This window comes from Ornithinimicrobium cerasi (assembly GCF_003702705.1).
GTDB lineage: Bacteria > Actinomycetota > Actinomycetes > Actinomycetales > Dermatophilaceae > Ornithinicoccus > Ornithinicoccus cerasi.
The window spans coordinates 177,201-196,890 of sequence record NZ_QZMN01000009.1 but is presented as its reverse complement, the minus strand read 5'-3'; the positions used below and the strand labels follow the sequence as shown (position 1 = coordinate 196,890).

Genomic DNA, 19,690 nt, shown 5'->3' with positions numbered 1-19,690 from the left:
CGCTTCTGGCTCTCATCCATCGAGTTCCTCGTGAGCGCACCACGCTGCAGCACTTCACCGTGCACCCCGGAGGCCCACCACAACACCCCGTCCCTGGCACCGGCATCGCGACGCACGGGGACAACGAGACGTCCGGATTTGCCGCATGCCGGATGCGGTAGCGTCCGCTCCTACCGCTACTGGGTACGGTCCGTGTCGGACGATGAGAGTGCGCGGTGCCGGGAGTCGATCCCCTGTGGCGCAAACACGCCGCACTACCGGAGGAGCACAGATGTCACGCACCCGGATCCACAACCTGTCCGTCTCACTCGACGGCTTTGCCACCGGAGAGCCGCAGTCCGCCGAGGCCCCCTTCGGCCATGCAGGCGAGCGCCTGCACGAATGGATGCTCGCCACACGGTTCTGGACGCTGGGCGGGGACCCAGGTGGTGCAGGGGGCGGTGGCGGATCAGAGGGCGTCGACAACGTTTTCGCGGAGCGCCACATCGCCGGCTTCGGAGCTGAGATCATGGGCGCCAACAAGTTTGGTCCGCCGGGATGGCAGGACGACCCGGACTGGAGGGGCTGGTGGGGAGCGAACCCACCATTCCATACACCGACCTTCGTGCTCACCCACCACCCGCGGCCCCCGATGGAGATGGAGGGCGGCACCACGTTCCACTTCCTCGAGACTTCCCCGGCCGACGCGCTCGCGGTCGCCCGTGCAGCCGCCGATGGCCAGGACGTCCGGATCGGCGGCGGCCCCACCGTCGTCAGAGACTTCCTCGCCGCGGACCTCGTGGATCATCTGCACGTGGTTCTGGTCCCCATCGTGCTGGGCCGGGGCGTCCGGCTCTGGGACGGCTTGGAGGCTCTCGAGGGCGCCTACGACGTCGAGGCCGTCTCCTCGCCCAGCGGCGTCACCCACCTCACATTCACACGTAAGACCGTCTCTGCGACGTGACCTGGGCGAGATGGTCGCGTGAACGATGCTCCTGTCAACCTCCCGCAGATTTCGTGACCTCGCGTCAGCCCAGGTCCATCCCGTATTGCCGCGGGCCGTTAGGCCACGCGCACCTCGATCAGGTCCTCAAGTCCGGCGAAACCATCCGGGTTGCGGGTGTAGAGCGCAGCGTCATGTGCATGGGCGGTGGCTGCGATCAACAGGTCCATCGCGCGTCGGCGGGGTTGACGTCCGGCTTCTACGGCTGCGGCCGCGAGGCGGCCGTAACTGGCGTCGCGGACGGTGTCCTCGACCAACTCTCGATCAGTCTCCCAGTCCGCATCGGCAGGGCCGGCGAACAGGTCCGTGACCTCATCCCAAGCGCTTGTGCTACATACTCGCTCGTGCCGCCGGTCCCTCTCCATTCCAGCCCGATCGGAAGGCGCTGTCCCGGTCCCCGGGGGCCATCACGGCTCATCAAGCAACGGCACCTCGAGGTCGTACGCCAGCACGATGACTCTTGCAAGCTGGCGCTCCTGCTCGGGCGTGAGGAAACCCAGCGTCCGTCCCAGGAGGTCAGCGGGGATGGTCAGGACGTTGTCGATCGAGACAGCACAGTCGTGGTCCAGCCCGTTTGCACGTCCTACCGGCAGCTCGCTGGACAACCCCTTGACGGTCGACGTGAGGGGAGCCACGGTCACCTTGGTCATCACGGCGCGGGCAGTGTCGCGGGTGAGCACCAGGACGGGGCGGGTCTTGTCCAGCCGCGCCAGGCAGATCTCGCGCAAGGTCAGTCGTCCCGCGTCGTGTGGGCCACGGACCAGGTGACGAGTTCGTCGAGGTCATCGGCCGTGCCCTTCTTCTTCAGGGTCTGGGCGTCCTGCAGCGCGGCTTGCAGGCGCATCTCGCGCTCTAGGGCCGCCGCCACCAGTGCGGCTCGGCTGGGTGCCTTGCCACTGGCGACGCTCCGGTCGAGAAACCGAACCATCTCATCAGGGAGCCGTACCGCGATCTGTGTCGTCATCGCATGAGCATACCATCGGACATCCCAATATGGGATGCGCGACTCCCTCGCCCAGAGCCTTTTACCACAACGTCGTTCGGTAAAACACTGGATTCGTTCGTGAGCACTCCATTGGGACCGCCGAGTCGATGGACTACATCGGCTCCCCCTCCAGCCGCTACACCAACGCCATCGACATCGCGTCCGACTGCACCCGTGAGGTCCTGGCCGACATCGACATGGTGGCACTGGAACCGGATCCGAAGTCTCGGATGGCGCGCCTCCCGGTTCATCGGCCACTCGCCCTCCGCCGGGCGGGTGTTGGTCGTGATCGCCTACCGCGACCTCCACGGTGAGCTACACGGAGTGAACGCTCGGCCGGGGTCCAGAGCGTGGCCGATGCCAAGCATCTACCTGCATTCACGCTCGTGCGCTCCTGGATCCTTGAACGGCTTGACCAGGAGAGCGCCTAACCCGCAGCACTACTGTGCCGCGCGTCGAGGGTCACAATTGCAGATGGAGGCGCAGCGCTTCGTCGACCGCGGCCATGAGGCCCGGCGAAAGCCGGCCAATTGCAGAGCCCACCTGCTCAACAGCTACCGACCGCACCTGCTCAGCCTGGGCCTCGGAGTCCTTCTGCAGTCCTATCTCGTCTGCGGGCAACACCTGCAACGAGAAGACCCGCTCGCCTGCTCATTGCTGACGAGCACCGCGGGCCGAGCATGTTTGACTCGCTACCGCGCACGGGTCCAGGTCGACGAGAAGGATCTCACCGCGCAGCATCGGTGAGCCCGTCCGAGGACGCTACGGCCCACTTGCTACTTCAGTAGCAGCATCCGGCCATGCGCGCTGGCGACGGCTGCGCCCGACCGACATCGCCGTTGTCAGGGGTCGGCGCGGACCTGGAGCGTGTCGGCGAAACTCGTGGTTTTGCTGCTGTCGCTGCGGTTGGTGAAGTCGTAGTCGCCCGGCGCGGCAGGCGCGATGAACGTGATGAAGGTCCTTGGGCCAACGTCGGCGTCGAAGGTGCCGTCGAGCGCGCTGATGGTGGCGGCGGCGCTGCTGCGGTTGTACACGGTGACGGGTTGGCCGGGGCGGACCGTTCCGGCCACGTGGAAGCGATCCGTGTCGACGAGGATGGATACGGACAGCTCCCCGTGGTCGTGACCGCTCATGTCCTCGGCCGGCTCCTGCGGTGCGGGCGTGGAGGAACCGGCGTCGGCCGGTTCGGCCAGCTGTGGGTTCACGTCGACGGTGGTGGTGGTCGCCATGGTCGGCGTGGGTGCTGGTGATGCCGACAAGGCCACCGACAGGGCAATTGTCAGGCTCATGAGCGCCACCTCGACCACGCTGAGACGCAGGAATGCGCGCGGTGCTCCGGAGGCCAGTGCGGGCAGGGTGCGCCGTCGGTGCCACCAGCCGATGAGGGTCAGGCAGCCCAGAAGCAGGCTCTTGATCGACAGCAGGAGCACCCAGCCCTGGGTGGCCCACGCCAGCGTCGGCGGACCCGCCACCAGCACGGCGGAGGTCACACCCGAGGCGAGCAGCAGGACGACGCAGGCCAGCGCAAGGGTGCTGAACCGGCGCACGGCGTGCACGGACCGGGATCGGTCACGGCCATGCATGAGCAGTGCGACCAATCCACCGACCCACAGGCTGGCCGTGACGATGTGCACCGACAGGGCGACCACAGCAGGGACGTGGTTGTCCGCCGCCGCCGAATGACCGGCCAGCGCCGCTGGGAGCACGACGGCGCCCAGCGCCGCGAGGAGGAAGAGCGCTGATCCCGCACGGGTCCAACCCCGATGGTCTCCGGCCGCCACCACCCGGGCCAGCCAGGCCGTGCCCACGATGACCGCAGCGAGCAGCAGCGCGACCCAGAGGGCAGCCCGACCGGCGGGCAGCTGCATGAGCACCGCCAGGACCGCCCGCGGCGACAGGCCGGTGACCGGGACAGAGTAGACGGAGCTGGCCGTGAGGACCAGGGCGCTGCCCTCGGCGACGAGCCACCCCGTGGCGCACCAGGTGGTGTCCCGCAGGGCACTCACCGTCCCCCCAGCCGCTCCGGTCGGGGCGAGCAGTGCGGCGTAGGTGAGCTGTCCGACCGCCAGCACCGCAAGCACGCGAACGACGAGGTCGACCAGCGGACGGCCCCAGCCGGTCACCGAACCTGGGTCGGGCAGACCCGGCAGCGTGGGTGGCGGTCCGCCGCCTCCCACCACCAGCGCCGCGACCAGGATCCCCATCAGTAGCAGACCCGCCAGGACCCCCACCCGGACCACCCGGGAGAGAGGAACAGGTGCATGGATCAGCTCTTCGGATCCGGCCGGCTCGGTGGGTGCGACCGTCCGGGGCACGAGCGGACGGGTCTGGACGGTCAGCGGCGACATGGACTAGACCTCGCGGGCGAAGACGATGATGTTGTCGGTGAAGTGGCCCGTGCTCTCCGCGATGGTGCCGCCGCAGGTGATGAGGCGTAGCTCCGGGCCGGGCGTGTTGCCGTAGACCTGGACCGTGGGGAAGGAGTCCTTGGGGAACTGCTGCAGGTCGTACACCTCGAAGGTCACGACGGTGCCGTCCGAGCGCTCGACCTCGACCGTGTCTCCGACCTGCAGCCGGGCGAGGTCGAAGAACACCGAGGGTCCACTGTCGATGCTGGTGACGTGCCCCTCGATCACCGCCGGACCGGTCTGACCGGGGCGCGGGGAACCGTCATACCAGGCGGCGGAGTCGAAGTCCGGACCTTGGGGCACCTCCAGAGTGCCGTCCGGGTTCAGGCCCAGGTGCAGCAGGTCGGAGGTCACGTCGATCGCGGGGATGGACACCGAGACCGGCAGGGCCACCGGGGCGGGCTCCTCGGTGGGCTCGGCCTGCGCAGAGGGTGCGGCGGCCGACGACCCGGGGGAAGCCGCGTCGGGCGGCGCGGTGCGGGACGACGGTTCGGGGTTGCGCGACTGTCCCGCATCTCGCGACGGTGCTGTCGAGGAAGCAGCATCCGCCTCGGGTTCGGACCCGGCGGGCGCGGACAGTGCGGGTGGAACCGGTGTCCCGCCCTGACCGGACAGCCCGACGGCCACCGCTGTCCCACCGCTGAGCATCACGGTGAGCGCGACGGCCGTGCGGACCATCCGACCGGGACGTCGGGCGACGGGACCGGAGGTCCCCGTCACCGTGCGCCCGACGTCCTCATTCATCAGATGTCCGGGATCAGTTGTCGGTCGCGGTGCGACGACGGGCCAGGATCAGCGCGCCGCCGACGATGGCGGCACCGCCGGTCGCGGCCAGCAGGAGGTTCTGGCCGCCCATGGAAGCCTCACCGGTCTCGACGCCACCGGAGGGCACGCCGCCCATCTGCGAGGCCTGGACCACGCCACACAGGGCGGGGTCGGTGGCCTCACCGGGAAGCGAGGGGTCCAGGTCGGACGCGCCGCGGTCACCCTCGTCATACTCGCCGTTGCTGTTGTGGTCGACACCGTGCACGACGACGACAGCCTGACCGGCCATGATCGCGTCCGCGGTGGCCTGGTCGACCTCGATGCCTGCGCGGCTGTAGCTGACGTCGTCGCCGACGCCGAAGCGGTCGATGGCCAGACCGGAGTCCGGGCTCGTGTCGCCCTCGGTGGTCAGCGAGACGGCGATGCCGCCGTAGGACGGGGCTCCGTCGCTGGTGCTGATGAAGCCGTCGCCGTCCGCGTCGTCCTCAGCGGTGGGACACGCGTTGCGAGCGTCCGCGCCGAAGTGGATGTGGGCGGCGTGCGGGGCGTCGGCGAGCAGGCCCTGGTAGGCGAGGGTGAAGTCCACCATGGTGCCGTCGACCTCGAACATGGCCGAACCCGAACCCGGGGCGTCGTTGAGCGGCACCGGCTGCAGGTCCGCCATCGCCGAGCCGGTCGAGGCGGCCAGCGCCGGAGCACCGGCCATGAGCAGCACGGCGGCACCGGCGGCCGGGAGGGCGAAGAACGTTCGGGAAAGCTTCATCAGGTCATTCCTTCTACTCGGACCCGCGGCAGCCTGCATGCGCACCGTCGAGTCATGCGACCCCCACGTCTGTGGGGCTTCTCCCGGTGTTCGGTACCGATCGACCTTCGGATTGGGCCTTGGCCACCTGGTCTTGAGGAGACGGGGCGGAGGTGAGTTGCCCATGCGTGTCCGCCGAGCTCGAAACCGGCTTTCGTGTCGGCCCTCGGCCCTCGGACCCTTCGAGAGCCCCAGATCGACCGCCCCGGAACGTCTACTGCTCGTGGTTACCGGTGCGGCGCAGGCGTGTCTGACAGGACTGGGGCAGGGGCGCGGCATACGCCCATCGGGGCTAACCTCTCGGCAAGGCCTCTGCGCGACCGTCTCCACCCCCTCGACCACGCCGGGGGCACCCGGCTGGTCACGCCGATTGCCGTCGCCCGGTCCAGGTCTTCCGACAACGTGGAGGTATGCAGATGGAGTCACCCGACATCTCCCGGAAGGTCACCGTCGCCGTGATCCCCGGGGACGGGATCGGCACCGAGGTCATGGAGCCCACACTGGGCATCCTCGAGGCCGTCGGTGAGCGTCACGGCCTGGAGTTCGCCTGGCAGCACCACGACTGGAGCTGCGAGTACTACACGAGGACCGGCGCCATGATGCCCGAGGACGGGCTCGAGCAGCTGGCGGCGGCCGACCAGATCCTCCTCGGCGCGGTCGGGTTCCCGGGGGTCCCCGACCACGTCTCCCTGTGGGGTCTGCTGATCCCGATCCGTCGGGCCTTCAGGCAGTACATCAACCTGCGTCCCGTCAGGCTGATGCCCGGGATCGACTGCCCGCTCGTGCTGCGCGAGGGCACCGAGATCGACTTCGTCGTCGTGAGGGAGAACAACGAGGGGGAGTACTCCGAGGTCGGCGGTCGCATGTACCGCGGCACCCCCGACGAGTTCGCCGTCCAGGAGTCGGTCTTCACGCGACGCGGCGTCGAACGGGCGGCCCGCTTCGCGCTGGACCTCGCGGTGTCCCGGCGGGGGAGCCTGGCGTCCGCCACCAAGTCCAACGGCATCGTGCACACCATGCCGTTCTGGGACGAGGTCGTCCACGACTGCGCCCGCGACTACCCGGGCGTGGAGGTGCGCGACTACCACATCGACGCCCTGGCGGCGCTCTTCGTCCTCGACCCGGGCCGCTTCGACGTGGTCGTCGCCTCGAACCTCTTCGGCGACATCCTCACCGACCTCGGCGCGGCCATCATCGGCAGCATCGGCATCGCGCCGTCTGCCAACCTCAACCCGGAGGGGGAGCACCCGTCGATGTTCGAGCCGGTCCACGGGTCGGCCCCGGACATCGCCGGCCTGGGAATTGCGAACCCCCTCGGCCAGATCTGGGCCGCGTCGCTGATGCTCGACCACCTGGGGCACCCGCAGGCAGCCGCGGAGGTGGTCTCGGCGATCGAGGCCAGCCTCACCTCGGGCGTGCGCACCCGGGACCTCGGCGGCACCGCGAGCACGACCGAGGTGGCCGACGCCGTCCTCCGTCATGTCACCAGCGAAGGGGCCGCAGCATGAGGATCGTCGAGGTCCGTGAGCGGACCTTCCCCATCAGCAGCCCGATCCGCAACGCGGTCGTGGACTTCTCGCAGATGACCCTGAGCCTGGCGGCCGTCATCACCGACGAGGTTCGCGACGGTCGCCGGGTCGTGGGCTTCGGGTTCAACTCCAACGGCCGCTACGGCCAGGGGTCGCTCATGCGCGAGCGCTTCGTCCCCCGGCTCACCGCTGCCGCACCCGACGACCTCCTCGACGACGAGGGCCTGATCGACCCGCACCGGACCTGGGACGTTCTCATGACCAACGAGAAGCCCGGCGGCCACGGCGAGCGGTCGGTGGCGGTCGGCGTGCTCGACATGGCGCTGTGGGACCTGCGGGCCAAGCTGGAGGAGCGCCCGCTCTACGACCTCATCGCCGAGAAGCACGGCACCGGCGCCCCGGACCGACGGGTCTTCGTCTACGCCGCCGGCGGCTACTACCACCCCGGCAAGGGCACCCGCGGTCTGAAGGACGAGCTGCTCAGCTATCTGGACCGCGGTTACACCGTGGTGAAGATGAAGATCGGCGGTGCCCCCCTCGCCGAGGACCTCGAGCGGGTCGAGGCCGCGCTGTCCGTCCTCGGCCCCGGACAGCGCCTCATGGTCGACGCGAACGGACGGTTCGCCGCGGAGGAGGCCACGGCATACCTGACGGCGTTGGAGTCCTACGACCTGCACTGGTACGAGGAGCCGACCGACCCCCTCGACTACCACGGGCTCAACCAGGTCGCGGAGCGTCGCACCTCGGTGCCGCTCGCCACGGGGGAGAACCTGTTCTCCTCCCAGGACGCGCTCAACCTCGCGCGCTACGGCGGTCTGGACCCCGAGCGCGACTACCTGCAGTTCGACTGCGCCCTCAGCTACGGGCTCGTGGAGTATCTCCGTACCCTCGAGTCGCTCCGGCCGCTGGGCTGGGAGCCGAGCCGCTTCATCCCGCACGGCGGGCACCAGATGTCCCTCAACATCGCGGCCGGGCTCGGCCTGGGCGGCAACGAGTCCTACCCCGACCTGTTTCAGCCCTTCGGCGGCTTCCCCGACGGTGTCGAGGTCGAGGACGGCCACATCACCATGCCGGAGCTGGCAGGCATCGGCTTCGAGGGCAAGGCGGACCTCGCCGCCGTCTGCGCCTCACTGGTCGAGGACGTGTAGGCGACCCCGCCACGCGGGTGCGTCGTCCGTCCCCGGGCCGGGCCACGCAGGTGCGCCGCGAGTCCGATCGAGCCCGCCGCAAGGGCGGCGAGGGCGACGACGAGCCCCGGCCCCGTGACGAGGACGACCATCCCCACGAGTCCGGCGAGCAGGGTCGCGGGGACCCACCGTGGGACGGCACGGGTGAGGAACAGGCCGGCCACGACGAGCAGCAGGCCGCCCAGCCAGAGGAGGCCACCCGGACGGCGGTCGCGGAGGAGCGGATGCGGCTGGCCAGGGAGCTGCACGACGTCGTGGCCCACCACCTCGTGGTCATGGTGGTGCAGGCCGGCGCGGCGCGACGCACGCTCGAGAAGGGGCGACCCGGCGCGTCCGAGCCCCTGTCCGACGTGGCCCGGACCGGCGCCGAGGTGCTGACCGAGATCCGGTCCCTCCTGGACCTCGTCAACCCGGGCGCGACGACCGGGCCGGCGCACGGCCTGTCGGAGCTCGAGCTGCTGGTCGACCGGGCCAGGGCAGGCGGGCTCGACGTCGGGCTGACCGTCCGGGGCGAGCGTCGGAGCCTTCCCGGCCTCGACCTGGTGGCGCACCGGATCGTCCAGGAGTCGCTCACCAACGTCATCCGGCACGCCGGGGCCACCCGGGCCGACGTGGTCGTCGCCTACGACCCTGCCCGGGTCACGATCGAGGTCACGGACGACGGGCACGGGCTGCGGGACGGGGCCGTCCCGGGGCTGGGGGTGCGCGGCATGGACGAGCGTGCCCAGCTCTACGGCGGCTCCTGCGAGCTCAGCGACCTCCCCGGCGGCGGGGCACGAGTGCTGGCGACGCTGCCCCTCGAGCCGGAGGGGGTGCTGACGTGAACGGCATACGCGTCCTCGTCGCGGACGACCAGGACCTGGTCCGCCGCGGTTTCCGGCTGATCCTCGAGGCCGAGGACGACCTGGAGGTCGTCGCGGAGGCCGAGGACGGCGCCCGCGCCGTCACCCTCGCCCTCGAGACACGCCCCGACGTCGTGCTGCTCGACATCCGGATGCCGGTCCTCGACGGGCTCGAGGCCGCCCGACGGATCCTCCAGCAGCCCGGCCAGCGGGCCAGGGTGCTGATGCTCACCACGTTCGACCTCGACGAGTACGTGTACGAGGCCCTGCGCATCGGCGCCAGCGGCTTCCTGCTCAAGGACACGCCACCGGAGCACCTGGCCGCGGCGGTCAGGGCGGTCGCCGCGGGCGAGTCGATCCTCGCTCCGAGCGTCACCGCACGGATGATCGCCCGGTTCACCCGGCAGCCCCCCGCGCAGGATGCCCGCAGACTGCTGGACCGGCTGACGCCCCGCGAGCAGGAGATCTTCGTCCTCCTGGCACGCGGTCGGTCGAACCAGGAGATCGCGGGGGAGCTGTTCCTGGGTGAGACCACCGTGAAGACGCACGTCTCCCGCGTCCTGGCCAAGCTCGGTCTGCGCGACCGCGTGCAGGCGGTCGCGCTCGCCTACGAGACCGGCGTCGTCAGCCCGGCTGAGTGAGCTCGAGGGCGCTGGGCCGCCGTCCGGCTCTGCGCCCGCTCAGTCGGTGACGGTCACGGTCGCGGCCTCCTGGCCGAGGACCCCGTCCCGGTGCAGCAGCAAGAACCCGCTCTGCGACGGGGATGCCGTCGCACCGCCGGCTGGCGCCGTGACGGTCAGCGTCGACGTCGTGCCGGGCTCCACCAGCGGTGTCAGCTCACCGACGGCATACCTGGGCGTGCCCACCGTGAACGTCATGCCCGTGATCGCGTCGGTCAGGGAGCCGGTGAAGTAGTTGTCGAAGGCGTACACCGACACGTCGAACTGTCGTCCCGGGGACAGACCGACGGCGGACATCGGCACCGTCAGGATGGCGTTGGCACTGTTCAGGTTGGCATCCGTGAAGTAGTAGGCGGTGCCGACGCCGCTGCCCACCCTGGACACGTAGACCACGTTCTGACCCGTGCCGAGGTCCGCGTTGTAGACGACGTAGTCGTCCCTGCCGTCGCGGTTGGTGTCGAGGTAGACGTCGAACTCCGCCGGGTAGTTGGGGTGCGAACGGTCACCGTAGGTCGTGATGCCGAACTGCATCACGCCCGCGTCCCCCCGGACGCCCACCGCCCGCAGGTCGATGACCGCGCGGTTCTCGCCGATGGCGGGCAGCTCGGAGGCGGGGATCTGGGGGCTCGTCCCGGTGAGCGCGAAGACCTCCACCGCGGCGCCGAGCCCGCTGTCGCTGGTCGTGTTGCTCAGCTGGAGCGAACCGGTGCCCGCCGTCAGGTCGACCGACGCAGGGGAGGTGACCTCCGCGGCGCGGTGCGGCAGCACGTGCCAGGGCAGGTGGACGGTGTCGCCGCCGCCGGAGATCACGACGTAGCCGTCGAACTCGTTGGTGGCGAGCGACGGTCCGTCGCCACCCCGTGGGCCACCGTCCAGCACGTAGGCCGGGAGCCTGCTCGCGTCGATCTTCATGATGACGTCGACCTTCTTCGTCTGGCCGGCCGGGACCCTGACGCTCCGGGGTCCGACGAACCGGACCGCTCCGCTGGCGCGGTCGTCGGCATACCGGAACTCCGGGGTGACGGAGTAGGTCCTTCCCGCGCCGGTGTAGTTGCGCACGAGCACGGTCCGCTTGAGGGTGACGTCGTCATGAACGGTGAGGTAGCCGAACGACAGCGCGGCACCGTCGCCCTCGGAGTCCCAGGCCGCCGTCCGGGCGGCCACGGCGTCGTCGACCCGCACCTCGCCCGCGCCGATCCGGGTGATCTCCGCAAGCTCTCCCGGCCGGGTCATCGGGTTGATCTGGACGTCGGTGTCGGCGGTGTTCATCAGCACCGCCTTGACCTCCAGCGGCGTGCGCGCGGGATAGGCGTCCAGCACCAGCGCGGCAGCGCCCGCGACCATGGGCGCCGCGCCGGAGGTCCCGCCGAAGGCCGTCTCACCCGTCCCCGTGCCGGCCTCGGCCGACACCGAGGCGCCGGGCGCGCCGATCTCGGGCTTGATGGCGTCGAACGACATGCTCGGGCCGCGGGACGAGGTCGACGCCATGCTCCCGGCCAGAGGTATGCCGTCCGCCGGATCCACCGTGACCGTCACGCCGTTCGCCACCTGGGTCTTGATCCGCGTCCCCACCTCCTGACCGATGACGAGGGTCTGGGCCGGGGTGAACGGGTCCGGACCGCCGAAGGAGAACGACGGCGCCTCGCCCGGGGCGTTGTTGGCCAGCAGGACGCCCGTGGCACCGGCCTCGGCGGCGTTGTGCACCTTGATGCTGATGTTGCAGCCGCCGCGGTCGATCAGCGCCACCTTTCCGCCGAACACCGAACTGGCGAGCGGGCCGCACCCGAGCTGCTCCTGGGAGCTCTGGCCATAGGCCACGACGCCGGCGAACCCGTCAAGCACCGGTGCCCACTCGACGGTGTTGGTGTTGGTGTAGATCCCGGCGATCGCGGGCGGCGTGTTCACCTCCAGCACCAGTCCGCGAGCACCGGGCACCTGGGTCTGCGCGACCGAGATGGCTCCCGGCGTCGCGGCCGGCGAGCCGGTGATGTAGGGCCGGTCGCCGCTGTTGCCCGCGGAGGCGACGACGACGACGCCCAGGTCGACGGCGTTGGCCACCGCCGCGGACAGGTCGTCCTCGATCTGGCCGTACGCGCTGCCGAGCGACAGGTTGATCACGTCCACGGCGTCGTCGATCGATCCGTCCCCGTCCGGGTCCACCGCAGCCTCCATCCCCTCGAGGAGGGCGACGCCGTTGCACGATGTGGATACCGCGGAGCACACCTTGTACGCGTAGAGGTCGACGTCCGGCGCCACGCCGGTGTCGCCGCCGACGATTGCGGCCACGTGGGTGCCGTGCCCACCGCTGCAGCCGATCGGGCCGGGACCGCAGTCGATCGGGTCGGGGTCGTGCACGGCCGGCCCGTTGGGCCACACCTCGCCGACGAAGTCGAAACCCTCCACGACCTTCGCGGTCGGGAACTGACCGTCGCGGGACCTGTTGCGCACGTCGCCGGTCGAGGTGCCGTATGCCGCGGCGTACGCCTCCGCGGTCCCGGCGCCGCCGAGGCGCTCATGGGTGTAGTCGATGCCGGAGTCGAGCACCGCCACGGAGATGCCCTCACCGGTCAGCGCGGGGTCGCCCTCGTGCAACGCGGTCGCCCCGATGTAGGGCACCGTCTCGGTCAGGTCGAGCTCGTAGTCCAGGACCGGACGCACCGACACCACGCCGGGGATCTCCGCCAGGCTGCGGACGTCGTCCACGTCGACGGACACGACGACGGCGTTGACCGCCTTCTGCGTGGTCGCCAGCTCCTCGCCGCCCAGCGCCTTCACCCGGCCGGCGACGCCCCGCTGCGCGCGCTCGAGGCTGGCGACGTGGGCCCGCTGTGCGGCCTTCCCGAGGGCGGGTCCCTGCTGCTTGGCGCCCTCGCCGACCGCCTCGGCGAGCGAGGGGGCGGACAGCCGGAGGGACACTGTGACCTTCCCCTCCGCGTCGGCCAGCGGTCCCTCCGGGACCCGGTCCGTCGAGACCGGGCCGCCGGGGATGCTCAGCCGCTCCGACGGGTCGTCCTGGGCGGAGACCGCCAGGGCCGGGAAGCAGAGTCCGAGGGTGGCGGCGGCCGCCACCATCGTGCGCAGGGAACGGCTCACGAGAGACCTCCTGGGGCCCATGGGCGGGACGCCGACAGACCCTCGGCGATGACGCGAACGTACTCCCGCCCCGTCGGTGCGTCAATGGTCCGGGAGGGTTCGCCTCGCCCCCGAGCTCGCGGCGTGATATAGCAGCCTCCGGCCAGCGGCGTCAGGGCTCGTCGTGGTCCTCCCGACGGCTCACCCGCACGCCCGCCATCCACACCTCCCGGACCCGTTCCCGCAGCCCCACCAGGTCGTCGTAGGACCCGTCGACCACGACCACGTCCCCGACCTTGCCCTCCTCGAGCGTCCCGTGGTCGGCCTCGACCCCGAGCAGCTCCGCGGCGACCCCCGACGCCGCTGCCCAGGCGCGCGCGGGCGGCATACCCAGGGCTGCGAGGTGCCCGAGCTCGTCGAGGTTGGTGCCGTGCACGCCCACCCCGCTGTCGGTGCCCATCGCCACCTTCACCCCGGCCTCGACCGCCCGGCGCACCGAGTCGTCGTGCACCGCGGCGACCATGCGGGCCTTGGCGACGACCGCGTCCGACATCGCCGCACCCGCCTCGGCCTGGGCCAGCACCGCCCGCGGCGCGCTGAGGGTGGGCACCAGCCAGGTGCCGTGCTCGAGCATGAGCTCGATCGCCTCGTCGTCGAGGTAGATCCCGTGCTCGATCGAGCGGACCCCGTTGCGGACCGCCGTCTTGATGCCGTCGGCGGCGATGGCGTGCGCCATGACGTTCAGCCCAGCCGCGGTGGCCTCGCGGACCAGCTCGGCGACCTCGTCGTCGCGCAGGTGCCCGTGGACCGGGTTGGACCGGGGCGAGAGCACGCCGCCGCTCGTGGCGACCTTGATGACGTCGGCCCCGGCGCGGACCAGCTCGCGCACCTTGCGGCGCATCTCCACCGGGCCGTCGACGACCGCCGACGGCATGCCGGGATGACCCGCGATCAGCCCGACCTGCGCCCCGCACACGTGCCAGTCGTCACCGTGGCCGCCGGTCTGGCTGATCATCTGGATCGCCACCTGCATCCGCGGCCCGAGCACCAGCCCGCGCCGGACGGCCTCCGCCAGCCCCAGGTCCGAGCCGCCGGCGTCGCGCACGTAGGTGATCCCGGTCGCGACGGTCCGCCGCATCCGGTCGATCGCCTCGTAGAAGGGGAGGGAGAACGGGGTCTGGAGGGTCTTGACCATCGTGGGCTGCTCGAAGAGGAAGTGCACGTGGCAGTCGAAGAGCCCCGGCGTGACGAACGCGCCGGCGCAGTCCACCACCCGGAGGTCGTCGTCCCCGCCCCCGCCATCGAGGCCGGGGAGGCCGGTGCCGACCCCCGCCACCCGGCCGTCCACCACCAGGACGTCGGCGGGAGCCGGGTCGGCGCCCGTCCCGTCGACCACGACACCACCACGGAAGAGGACCCGGTTCATGCCGGCCGACGTTACCCTGGCGGGGGAGGGGGTCGGGGACGGACCGCGTGCGTCGGGCCCGGGGGTCGGTACCGTTCGGGCGTGGCCCTGCTCGCGCGCTACCGCGGCACCGGCGCGGACCTGCCGTGGCAGGACCCGCGCCGTTCCCACCCGGGGGTGGCCATGGAGGGGTACTTCTGGCGGGTGACCGACGTCCGGGCCGGGCGCACGCTCATCGTGCTCGTCGGCGTCAACCGGGGGCCCGACGGCCCGTGGGCGACGATCGGCCTGGCCACGTCCGGCGGACTGCTGTGCACGACCGCCCTGCCGGGTGCGGAGGCGGCGCCCCACGGGCTGGGTGCGCGGGGCGGCGCGGTCGGGGCCGGCTGGGTGGTCGAGGGCACGGCGCACCGGCTCAGGGTCGACCTGGGGACCGACGCCCGCGTCGACCTGCGGCTGGAGCCTCTCCACCCGTGGCCCCCCGGCCGGCTGGGCGGGTCGAGCGTCTTCCACGCCGTGCCGCGGCTCAACCAGTACTGGCACCCGTGGCTCCTCGGCGGGCGGGCCACCGGCACCGCCGTCCTGGGGAGGGAGACCTGGACCCTCGACGACGCGCAGGTCTACGGCGAGAAGAACTGGGGCCCGGAGGGGTTCCCGGACGCGTGGTGGTGGGGGCAGGCGCACGGCTTCGCCGAGCGCGGGGCGTGCCTCGCCTTCGCGGGCGGCCAGGTCCACGCCACCCCGCTCGGTATGCCGCTGCGCACCGAGGTGACCGCGCTCGTCGTCCGCCTCCCCTCGGGTCGGGTCCTCCGCCTGGGCGATCCGGTGGTGACGCCGGTGGCGGCGCAGGTCGACGATGCGTCGTGGCGGCTGCGCGGGGTCGACCGGCTCGCCGGGTGGCAGGTCGAGGTCGACGCCGCCTCGCCGCTGTCCGACGCGCACGTCCTGCCCGTCCCCCTGCCGTCGCAGGGGCGCAACACCCCGGGGGCCCTGGAGCACCTCGCCGGGACGCTCGAGGTGCGCGTCGCCCGGCGGGGCCGGGAGGTGTGGCGAGGAACGTCATACCTGGCCGGTCTGGAGCACGGGGGACTGGCGCGGGCCGAGGCCGAGCTGGCGAGGCGGGGCGGGCGGCCCGAGCCCGGTGGACCACCGGGTCCGCAGCCCCCTCCGACCGGACTGTGAGGAAGCCCTGCCTCCCAGGACAGGGGGGATTCGTCACCCGTGCCCGGCTGTCGGCGCAGCCCGTCGCGGGTGTGGGGCGGTTCGTGGCCCCTGGAGGGGCCATATCTCGCCGCGGACGCGGACGTCAGCGGGCCGGCTGGACCTCGCCGGGCAAGGGGACCTGCACGGCGGCGATCCCGGGAGCCGGGTCGTGCTCAGCGCCGGCCGCGACGGGCCAGGGAGACGGCGACCGCGGCACCCGCGACCAGCGTGGTGAGGCAGCCGATCGGCAACGGCAGGCAGCACCCGCCCACGGTCACCCGCGTGCCGCCGCGGCTCCACGTACGCGCCGGGATGGGGCCGAGGCCCCCGCCGCTGGCCACCCACCCGTCCTCGCCGCGCTGAGCCTCCTGCTCCTGGGCCCAGGGGTTGGCGGGCTCCGAGCCGGGAACGGCGTCGGGGCGCGGACGGGGGGCGTCGTCGGGCCACGGGCCACCGGGTGAGGTCATGGTCCGATCCTCCCAGGGGAGGTGGGGTCCGGCAGGCTCAACCGTGTCCGCGCCGGGAACCGCCGGCCCGGGCCGGACGTCGGACTCGCATGAGGATCCTCGTCGTCGTGGCGCTGGTCGGCCTGCTCGTCACCGCGTGCGGCGCCGGGGCAGGTCCCGGCGGTCCCTCGGTCGAGGGGCGCACCTACCTCAGCACCGGCGTGACCGAGGACGGGGGGACCCGCGAGCTGGTCCCGGGGTCCCGGGTCCAGGTGTCGTTCGTCGACGGCCGGGTGTCGGCGAGCGCCGGGTGCAACTCGATGAGCGGGGCGTACCGGCTCGTCGACGGCACCCTCGTCGTCGAGCCGATGGCGATGACCGAGATGGGGTGCCCGGAGGAGCTGATGTCGCAGGACGCCTGGCTGGCCGACCTGCTGACCGCGGAGCCGGCGCTGGCCGTCGACGGGGACACCCTGACCCTGACGACCGCCAGCACCGTCCTCACCCTGCTGGACCGGGAGCTCGCCGACCCCGACCGACCTCTCGTGGGGACCACCTGGCTGGTCGACTCGCTGATCACGGGCGAGACCGTCTCGAGCGCGCCCGGCGGCGCGGAGGCCTCGCTCACCCTCGCCGAGGACGGCTCCGCCCAGGTGATGGCCGGCTGCAACCGGGGCCGGGGCAGCTGGGCGCAGGGCGAGGGCACGCTGACCGTCAGCGCCCTGGCGCTGACCCGGATGGCCTGCCCCGGTGACCGCGGCGAGCTCGAGCGGGCCGTCCTGGCCGTGCTCGAGGCGGGCGAGCTCGGGGTCGAGATCACAGCCGACCGGCTGACGCTCACCGCCGGGGACCTGGGCCTGGGGCTGCGGGCCGGCTGACCCCCGCGGGGGCGCCCTTTGCTCGTGGCGCGCCGACGTCATACCGTTGACCCACGTGCCAGCCAGTCCCGCCCGCGCCCGCCTGGGGATCTCCCTCCAGTTCCTCACCAACGGCGCCCTCATGGGCACCCTCCTGCCGCACTACCCCCAGATCAAGGACGGCTTCGGGCTGTCCAACTCCGCCTACGGGCTGCTCGTCGTCGCCTTCGCCCTCGGCTCCATCCTCACCGCCGCGTTCTCCGGGCGGCTCGTCCGGCGGTTCGGCGCGATGCAGGTGGCGACGGCGGGGACGGTGGTGCTCGCCGCGATGCTGGCGGTGGCGGCGTCGAGCCCCTGGGTCTGGCTGCTCTTCCTCGGGCTCCTGCTCGCCGGCGCGGTCGACCCGATCCTCGACTCCGGTCAGAACGTCCACGGGCTGCGGGTGGAGCGCGTCTCCGGCCGCTCCATCATCAACTCGCTGCACGCGATCTGGAGCCTCGGGGCGGTCGTCGGCGGGCTGGTCGGCGCGTGGACGGCCGGCGTCGGTCTCGATGTCGGCACCGTCATGGTCGTCAGCGGGATCGGCTGGTCGGGGGTGGCCCTCCTGGCCTGGTGGCTCACCCGGCTCCCCGGTGCCGACGAGGCGGCCACCGAGAGGGAGGGTCACGTCCTGGTGCGCCGCCGCCGGGGCCTCCTGCTCGTCGCGCCCGTGGCGCTGCTGGCGGTCTGCGGCACCCTGGTGGAGGAGATCGGCAACTCCTGGGCGGCGCTCTACACCCGCGACGCCCTGGGGGCCGAGCCCGGCGTGGCCGGTCTGGCCTACGTCACGGCGTTCGCCGCGCAGTTCGTCGGGCGGCTCCTCGGCGACCCGCTGAGCGACCGGTTCGGCCGGGGGCCGACGGCCGCCGGCGGCGGGGTGCTCATCGCGCTCGGCGCGCTCGTGGTCATGGTGGCGCCGGGGGTGGCGGTCGGCCTCCTCGGCTTCGTGCTGCTGGGCCTGGGCTGCGCGACCCTCGTGCCGGCGGCCTTCGCTGCGGCGCACGAGATCCCGGGGCTTCCTTTCGGGACGGGCATCGCGCTCGTCACCTGGCTCATGCGGACCGGTTTCCTCCTCACGTCGCCGCTCTACGGCGTCATCGCCGACGGGGCGGGGCTGCGCGCGGGCATGGTCCTGCCGGTGGTCGCCGGTGTCGCGGCCGTCGTCGTCTCGCTGCGCTGGGTGCGTCCCGCGCCGGCCCGCGAGGGTGCGTCCGTCACCGGCCCGTGAGGGCGGTGGTCGGCCCTACGCTGGTGCGGTGACGACCCCGGCGCCGCAGGAGGACCAGTGGCTCATGCAGCCGCGCTGGGTCCCCGCCCTGCGCGCCGGGATCGGGCTGCTCCTCGCCGGGTCCGCCGTGGCCGCGCTCGTGCTCGTCCGGCCCTGGCGCGCCCCGGCGCTGGCGCTCATCCTGGCCTGGCTCGCCCTCGGGATCTTCCTGGTGTGGGCCAGCCGGTTCGAGCGCAGCGGCACCCGGCTGGAGGCCGACGCGATCACCGTCGTCGAGGGCCGCCGGCCGCGGCGCCTCACCCGGGAGGACATCCTCGACCTGCGCGGCGAGCCTCCGCAGGCCCCGTGGCGGCTGCAGGCCGTGCTGCGCGACGGCCGGACCGTCACCCTGCTCGGCGTGCCGCCCGGTGAGCTGGAGCGGCTGCGCCGCTGGCACTCCGGGGTATGACGCACGGGCGCCGGTCGGTCAGCGGGGGGGCATGCGGAGCGCGCCGTCGAGGCGCACCACCTCGCCGTTGAGCAGCGGGTTCTCGACGATGTGGGCGACGAGGGCGGCATACTCCTCGGGGCGTCCGAGGCGCGCGGGGTGGGGGACCAGCGCCTCGAGCGACTCCTTCACACCGTCCGGCATCCCGGCCATCATCGGTGTCTCGAAGACCCCCGGCGCGATGCACATCACCCGGATCGCCTTGTCCGCCAGGTCGCGTGCGCAGGTCAGGGTGAGCCCGGCGACACCGGCCTTGGAGGAGGCGTACGCCGCCTGCCCGACCTGCCCGTCGAAGGCCGCGACGGAGGCGGTCGTGACGATGACGCCGCGGTCACCGAGGCCCCGCTCGTCGGGCACCGGCTCGTTCCCGGCCATCTGCTCGGCGGCCAGGCGCAGCACGTTGAAGGTGCCGACGAGGTTGATCTCCACGACCGTGCGGAACGTCTCGAGGGGCAGCACGCCCCGCCGGGACAGCACCCGTCCCGGCGTCGCGACGCCCGCGCAGCAGACGACGACCCGCAGCTCGCCGAGCTCCGCGGCCCGCGCGACCGCCGCCGCGACCTGCTCCTCGTCGCGGACGTCCGCGCCCACGAACGTCGCGCGCTCCCCGAGCGCCGCGGCGACCTCCTCTCCGCGGCCGCCGGGCAGGTCGACGAGCACGACCCGCGCCCCGTCGGCGAGCAGCCGCCGGGCGGTCGTCTCGCCAAGGCCGGACGCGCCGCCGGTGACGAGCGCGACGGTGGTGTCGGTGATCTGCATGGTGTCCTCCGGGT

20 protein-coding genes are annotated in these 19,690 nt (G+C 72.2%); 9 read left to right on the top strand and 11 right to left on the bottom strand.

Translation table 11 applies throughout. The features are described 5' to 3' along the window. Positions 1–271 precede the first annotated feature (271 nt). Entirely contained in the window at positions 272–943 is a 672-nt protein-coding gene (locus tag D4B81_RS12310; RefSeq protein ID WP_122262901.1) for a dihydrofolate reductase family protein, read from the top strand. Positions 944–1,041: 98 nt separating this feature from the next. On the opposite strand, the gene D4B81_RS12305 is transcribed toward D4B81_RS12310, so the two are convergent. The 7 genes from D4B81_RS12305 to D4B81_RS12275 form a co-directional block, all read right to left on the bottom strand. Then, the gene (locus tag D4B81_RS12305) at positions 1,042–1,239 is read right to left on the bottom strand and encodes a PIN domain-containing protein (protein ID WP_237565970.1); all 198 of its coding nucleotides are present in this window, start codon (positions 1,237–1,239) and stop codon (positions 1,042–1,044) included. Between the two features lie 150 nt (positions 1,240–1,389). Next, positions 1,390–1,710 carry a type II toxin-antitoxin system PemK/MazF family toxin gene (locus D4B81_RS12300; RefSeq protein WP_122262900.1) on the bottom strand — a complete coding sequence of 107 codons (321 nt, stop codon included), beginning with the start codon at positions 1,708–1,710 and terminating at the stop codon, positions 1,390–1,392. 2 nt (positions 1,711–1,712) lie between these two features. Further along, positions 1,713–1,946 carry a ribbon-helix-helix domain-containing protein gene (locus D4B81_RS12295; RefSeq protein WP_122262899.1) on the bottom strand — a complete coding sequence of 78 codons (234 nt, stop codon included), beginning with the start codon at positions 1,944–1,946 and terminating at the stop codon, positions 1,713–1,715. Positions 1,947–2,429: 483 nt separating this feature from the next. After that, positions 2,430–2,534, bottom strand: coding sequence for a hypothetical protein (locus D4B81_RS18885; protein ID WP_237565975.1), 105 nt, complete (start codon positions 2,532–2,534; stop codon positions 2,430–2,432). Positions 2,535–2,809: 275 nt separating this feature from the next. After that, positions 2,810–4,315, bottom strand: a complete 1,506-nt coding sequence (locus tag D4B81_RS12285; protein WP_122262897.1) for a CopD family protein — start codon at positions 4,313–4,315, stop codon at positions 2,810–2,812. Between the two features lie 3 nt (positions 4,316–4,318). Beyond that, positions 4,319–5,119, bottom strand: a complete 801-nt coding sequence (locus D4B81_RS18165; RefSeq protein WP_161965150.1) for a class F sortase — start codon at positions 5,117–5,119, stop codon at positions 4,319–4,321. Positions 5,120–5,132: 13 nt separating this feature from the next. Continuing rightward, the gene (locus tag D4B81_RS12275) at positions 5,133–5,903 is read right to left on the bottom strand and encodes a CHRD domain-containing protein (protein ID WP_122262895.1); all 771 of its coding nucleotides are present in this window, start codon (positions 5,901–5,903) and stop codon (positions 5,133–5,135) included. A gap of 455 nt (positions 5,904–6,358) precedes the next feature. On the opposite strand from D4B81_RS12275, the gene D4B81_RS12270 reads away from it, so the two are divergent. Genes D4B81_RS12270 through D4B81_RS12255 form a run of 4 tightly spaced genes read left to right on the top strand, consistent with a single transcriptional unit; the run spans position 6,359 to position 10,141 of the window. Further along, positions 6,359–7,450, top strand: coding sequence for a tartrate dehydrogenase (locus D4B81_RS12270; protein ID WP_122262917.1), 1,092 nt, complete (start codon positions 6,359–6,361; stop codon positions 7,448–7,450). Continuing rightward, a complete protein-coding gene (locus tag D4B81_RS12265) occupies positions 7,447–8,619 on the top strand; it encodes a mandelate racemase/muconate lactonizing enzyme family protein (RefSeq protein WP_122262894.1) in 1,173 nt (390 codons plus the stop codon). Before D4B81_RS12270 ends, D4B81_RS12265 begins: the two co-directional genes overlap by 4 nt. A 17-nt stretch (positions 8,620–8,636) precedes the next feature. Further along, positions 8,637–9,482: a sensor histidine kinase gene (locus tag D4B81_RS12260; RefSeq protein WP_122262893.1), complete on the top strand. Its 846-nt coding sequence runs from the start codon at positions 8,637–8,639 to the stop codon at positions 9,480–9,482. Next, positions 9,479–10,141, top strand: coding sequence for a response regulator (locus tag D4B81_RS12255; RefSeq protein ID WP_122262892.1), 663 nt, complete (start codon positions 9,479–9,481; stop codon positions 10,139–10,141). The genes D4B81_RS12260 and D4B81_RS12255 overlap by 4 nt, the downstream gene beginning before the upstream one ends. Positions 10,142–10,180: 39 nt before the next feature. Here the strand turns inward: D4B81_RS12255 and D4B81_RS12250 are convergent, their stop codons facing one another. Beyond that, a complete protein-coding gene (locus tag D4B81_RS12250) occupies positions 10,181–13,273 on the bottom strand; it encodes a S8 family serine peptidase (RefSeq protein WP_161965149.1) in 3,093 nt (1,030 codons plus the stop codon). Between the two features lie 151 nt (positions 13,274–13,424). Further along, the gene (locus D4B81_RS12245; RefSeq protein ID WP_122262890.1) at positions 13,425–14,678 is read right to left on the bottom strand and encodes a metal-dependent hydrolase family protein; all 1,254 of its coding nucleotides are present in this window, start codon (positions 14,676–14,678) and stop codon (positions 13,425–13,427) included. An 81-nt stretch (positions 14,679–14,759) separates the two neighbouring features. Between D4B81_RS12245 and D4B81_RS12240 the strand changes: the two genes are divergently transcribed. Next, positions 14,760–15,839: a tocopherol cyclase family protein gene (locus tag D4B81_RS12240; protein ID WP_122262889.1), complete on the top strand. Its 1,080-nt coding sequence runs from the start codon at positions 14,760–14,762 to the stop codon at positions 15,837–15,839. Positions 15,840–16,033: 194 nt separating this feature from the next. On the opposite strand, the gene D4B81_RS12235 is transcribed toward D4B81_RS12240, so the two are convergent. Then, positions 16,034–16,327 (bottom strand): hypothetical protein, encoded by a 294-nt coding sequence (locus D4B81_RS12235; protein ID WP_122262888.1) that lies wholly within the window; start codon positions 16,325–16,327, stop codon positions 16,034–16,036. An 89-nt stretch (positions 16,328–16,416) separates the two neighbouring features. Between D4B81_RS12235 and D4B81_RS12230 the strand changes: the two genes are divergently transcribed. Genes D4B81_RS12230 through D4B81_RS12220 form a run of 3 tightly spaced genes read left to right on the top strand, consistent with a single transcriptional unit; the run spans position 16,417 to position 18,878 of the window. Next, positions 16,417–17,184 carry an META domain-containing protein gene (locus D4B81_RS12230; RefSeq protein ID WP_122262887.1) on the top strand — a complete coding sequence of 256 codons (768 nt, stop codon included), beginning with the start codon at positions 16,417–16,419 and terminating at the stop codon, positions 17,182–17,184. Positions 17,185–17,239: 55 nt separating this feature from the next. Further along, complete coding sequence (locus tag D4B81_RS12225; RefSeq protein ID WP_122262886.1) at positions 17,240–18,430, top strand: MFS transporter; 1,191 nt, start codon at positions 17,240–17,242, stop codon at positions 18,428–18,430. Positions 18,431–18,458: 28 nt separating this feature from the next. Next, positions 18,459–18,878 carry a PH domain-containing protein gene (locus D4B81_RS12220; RefSeq protein WP_122262885.1) on the top strand — a complete coding sequence of 140 codons (420 nt, stop codon included), beginning with the start codon at positions 18,459–18,461 and terminating at the stop codon, positions 18,876–18,878. An 18-nt stretch (positions 18,879–18,896) separates the two neighbouring features. Here D4B81_RS12220 and D4B81_RS12215 read toward each other — a convergent pair whose 3' ends face one another. Next, the gene (locus tag D4B81_RS12215) at positions 18,897–19,676 is read right to left on the bottom strand and encodes an SDR family NAD(P)-dependent oxidoreductase (protein ID WP_122262884.1); all 780 of its coding nucleotides are present in this window, start codon (positions 19,674–19,676) and stop codon (positions 18,897–18,899) included. Positions 19,677–19,690: the final 14 nt, after the last annotated feature.

Excerpts from the sequence above, each read along its gene's own strand:
- D4B81_RS12295 (WP_122262899.1), bottom strand. The coding sequence starts at position 1,946 with ATGACGACACAGATCGCGGTACGGCTCCCTGATGAGATGGTTCGGTTT.
- D4B81_RS12270 (WP_122262917.1), top strand. The coding sequence starts at position 6,359 with ATGGAGTCACCCGACATCTCCCGGAAGGTCACCGTCGCCGTGATCCCC.
- D4B81_RS12275 (WP_122262895.1), bottom strand. The coding sequence starts at position 5,903 with ATGAAGCTTTCCCGAACGTTCTTCGCCCTCCCGGCCGCCGGTGCCGCC.
- D4B81_RS12235 (WP_122262888.1), bottom strand. The coding sequence starts at position 16,327 with ATGACCTCACCCGGTGGCCCGTGGCCCGACGACGCCCCCCGTCCGCGC.
- D4B81_RS12245 (WP_122262890.1), bottom strand. The coding sequence starts at position 14,678 with ATGAACCGGGTCCTCTTCCGTGGTGGTGTCGTGGTCGACGGGACGGGC.
- D4B81_RS12215 (WP_122262884.1), bottom strand. The coding sequence starts at position 19,676 with ATGCAGATCACCGACACCACCGTCGCGCTCGTCACCGGCGGCGCGTCC.
- D4B81_RS12285 (WP_122262897.1), bottom strand. The coding sequence starts at position 4,315 with ATGTCGCCGCTGACCGTCCAGACCCGTCCGCTCGTGCCCCGGACGGTC.
- D4B81_RS12230 (WP_122262887.1), top strand. The coding sequence starts at position 16,417 with ATGAGGATCCTCGTCGTCGTGGCGCTGGTCGGCCTGCTCGTCACCGCG.
- D4B81_RS12265 (WP_122262894.1), top strand. The coding sequence starts at position 7,447 with ATGAGGATCGTCGAGGTCCGTGAGCGGACCTTCCCCATCAGCAGCCCG.
- D4B81_RS18165 (WP_161965150.1), bottom strand. The coding sequence starts at position 5,119 with ATGAATGAGGACGTCGGGCGCACGGTGACGGGGACCTCCGGTCCCGTC.
- D4B81_RS12310 (WP_122262901.1), top strand. The coding sequence starts at position 272 with ATGTCACGCACCCGGATCCACAACCTGTCCGTCTCACTCGACGGCTTT.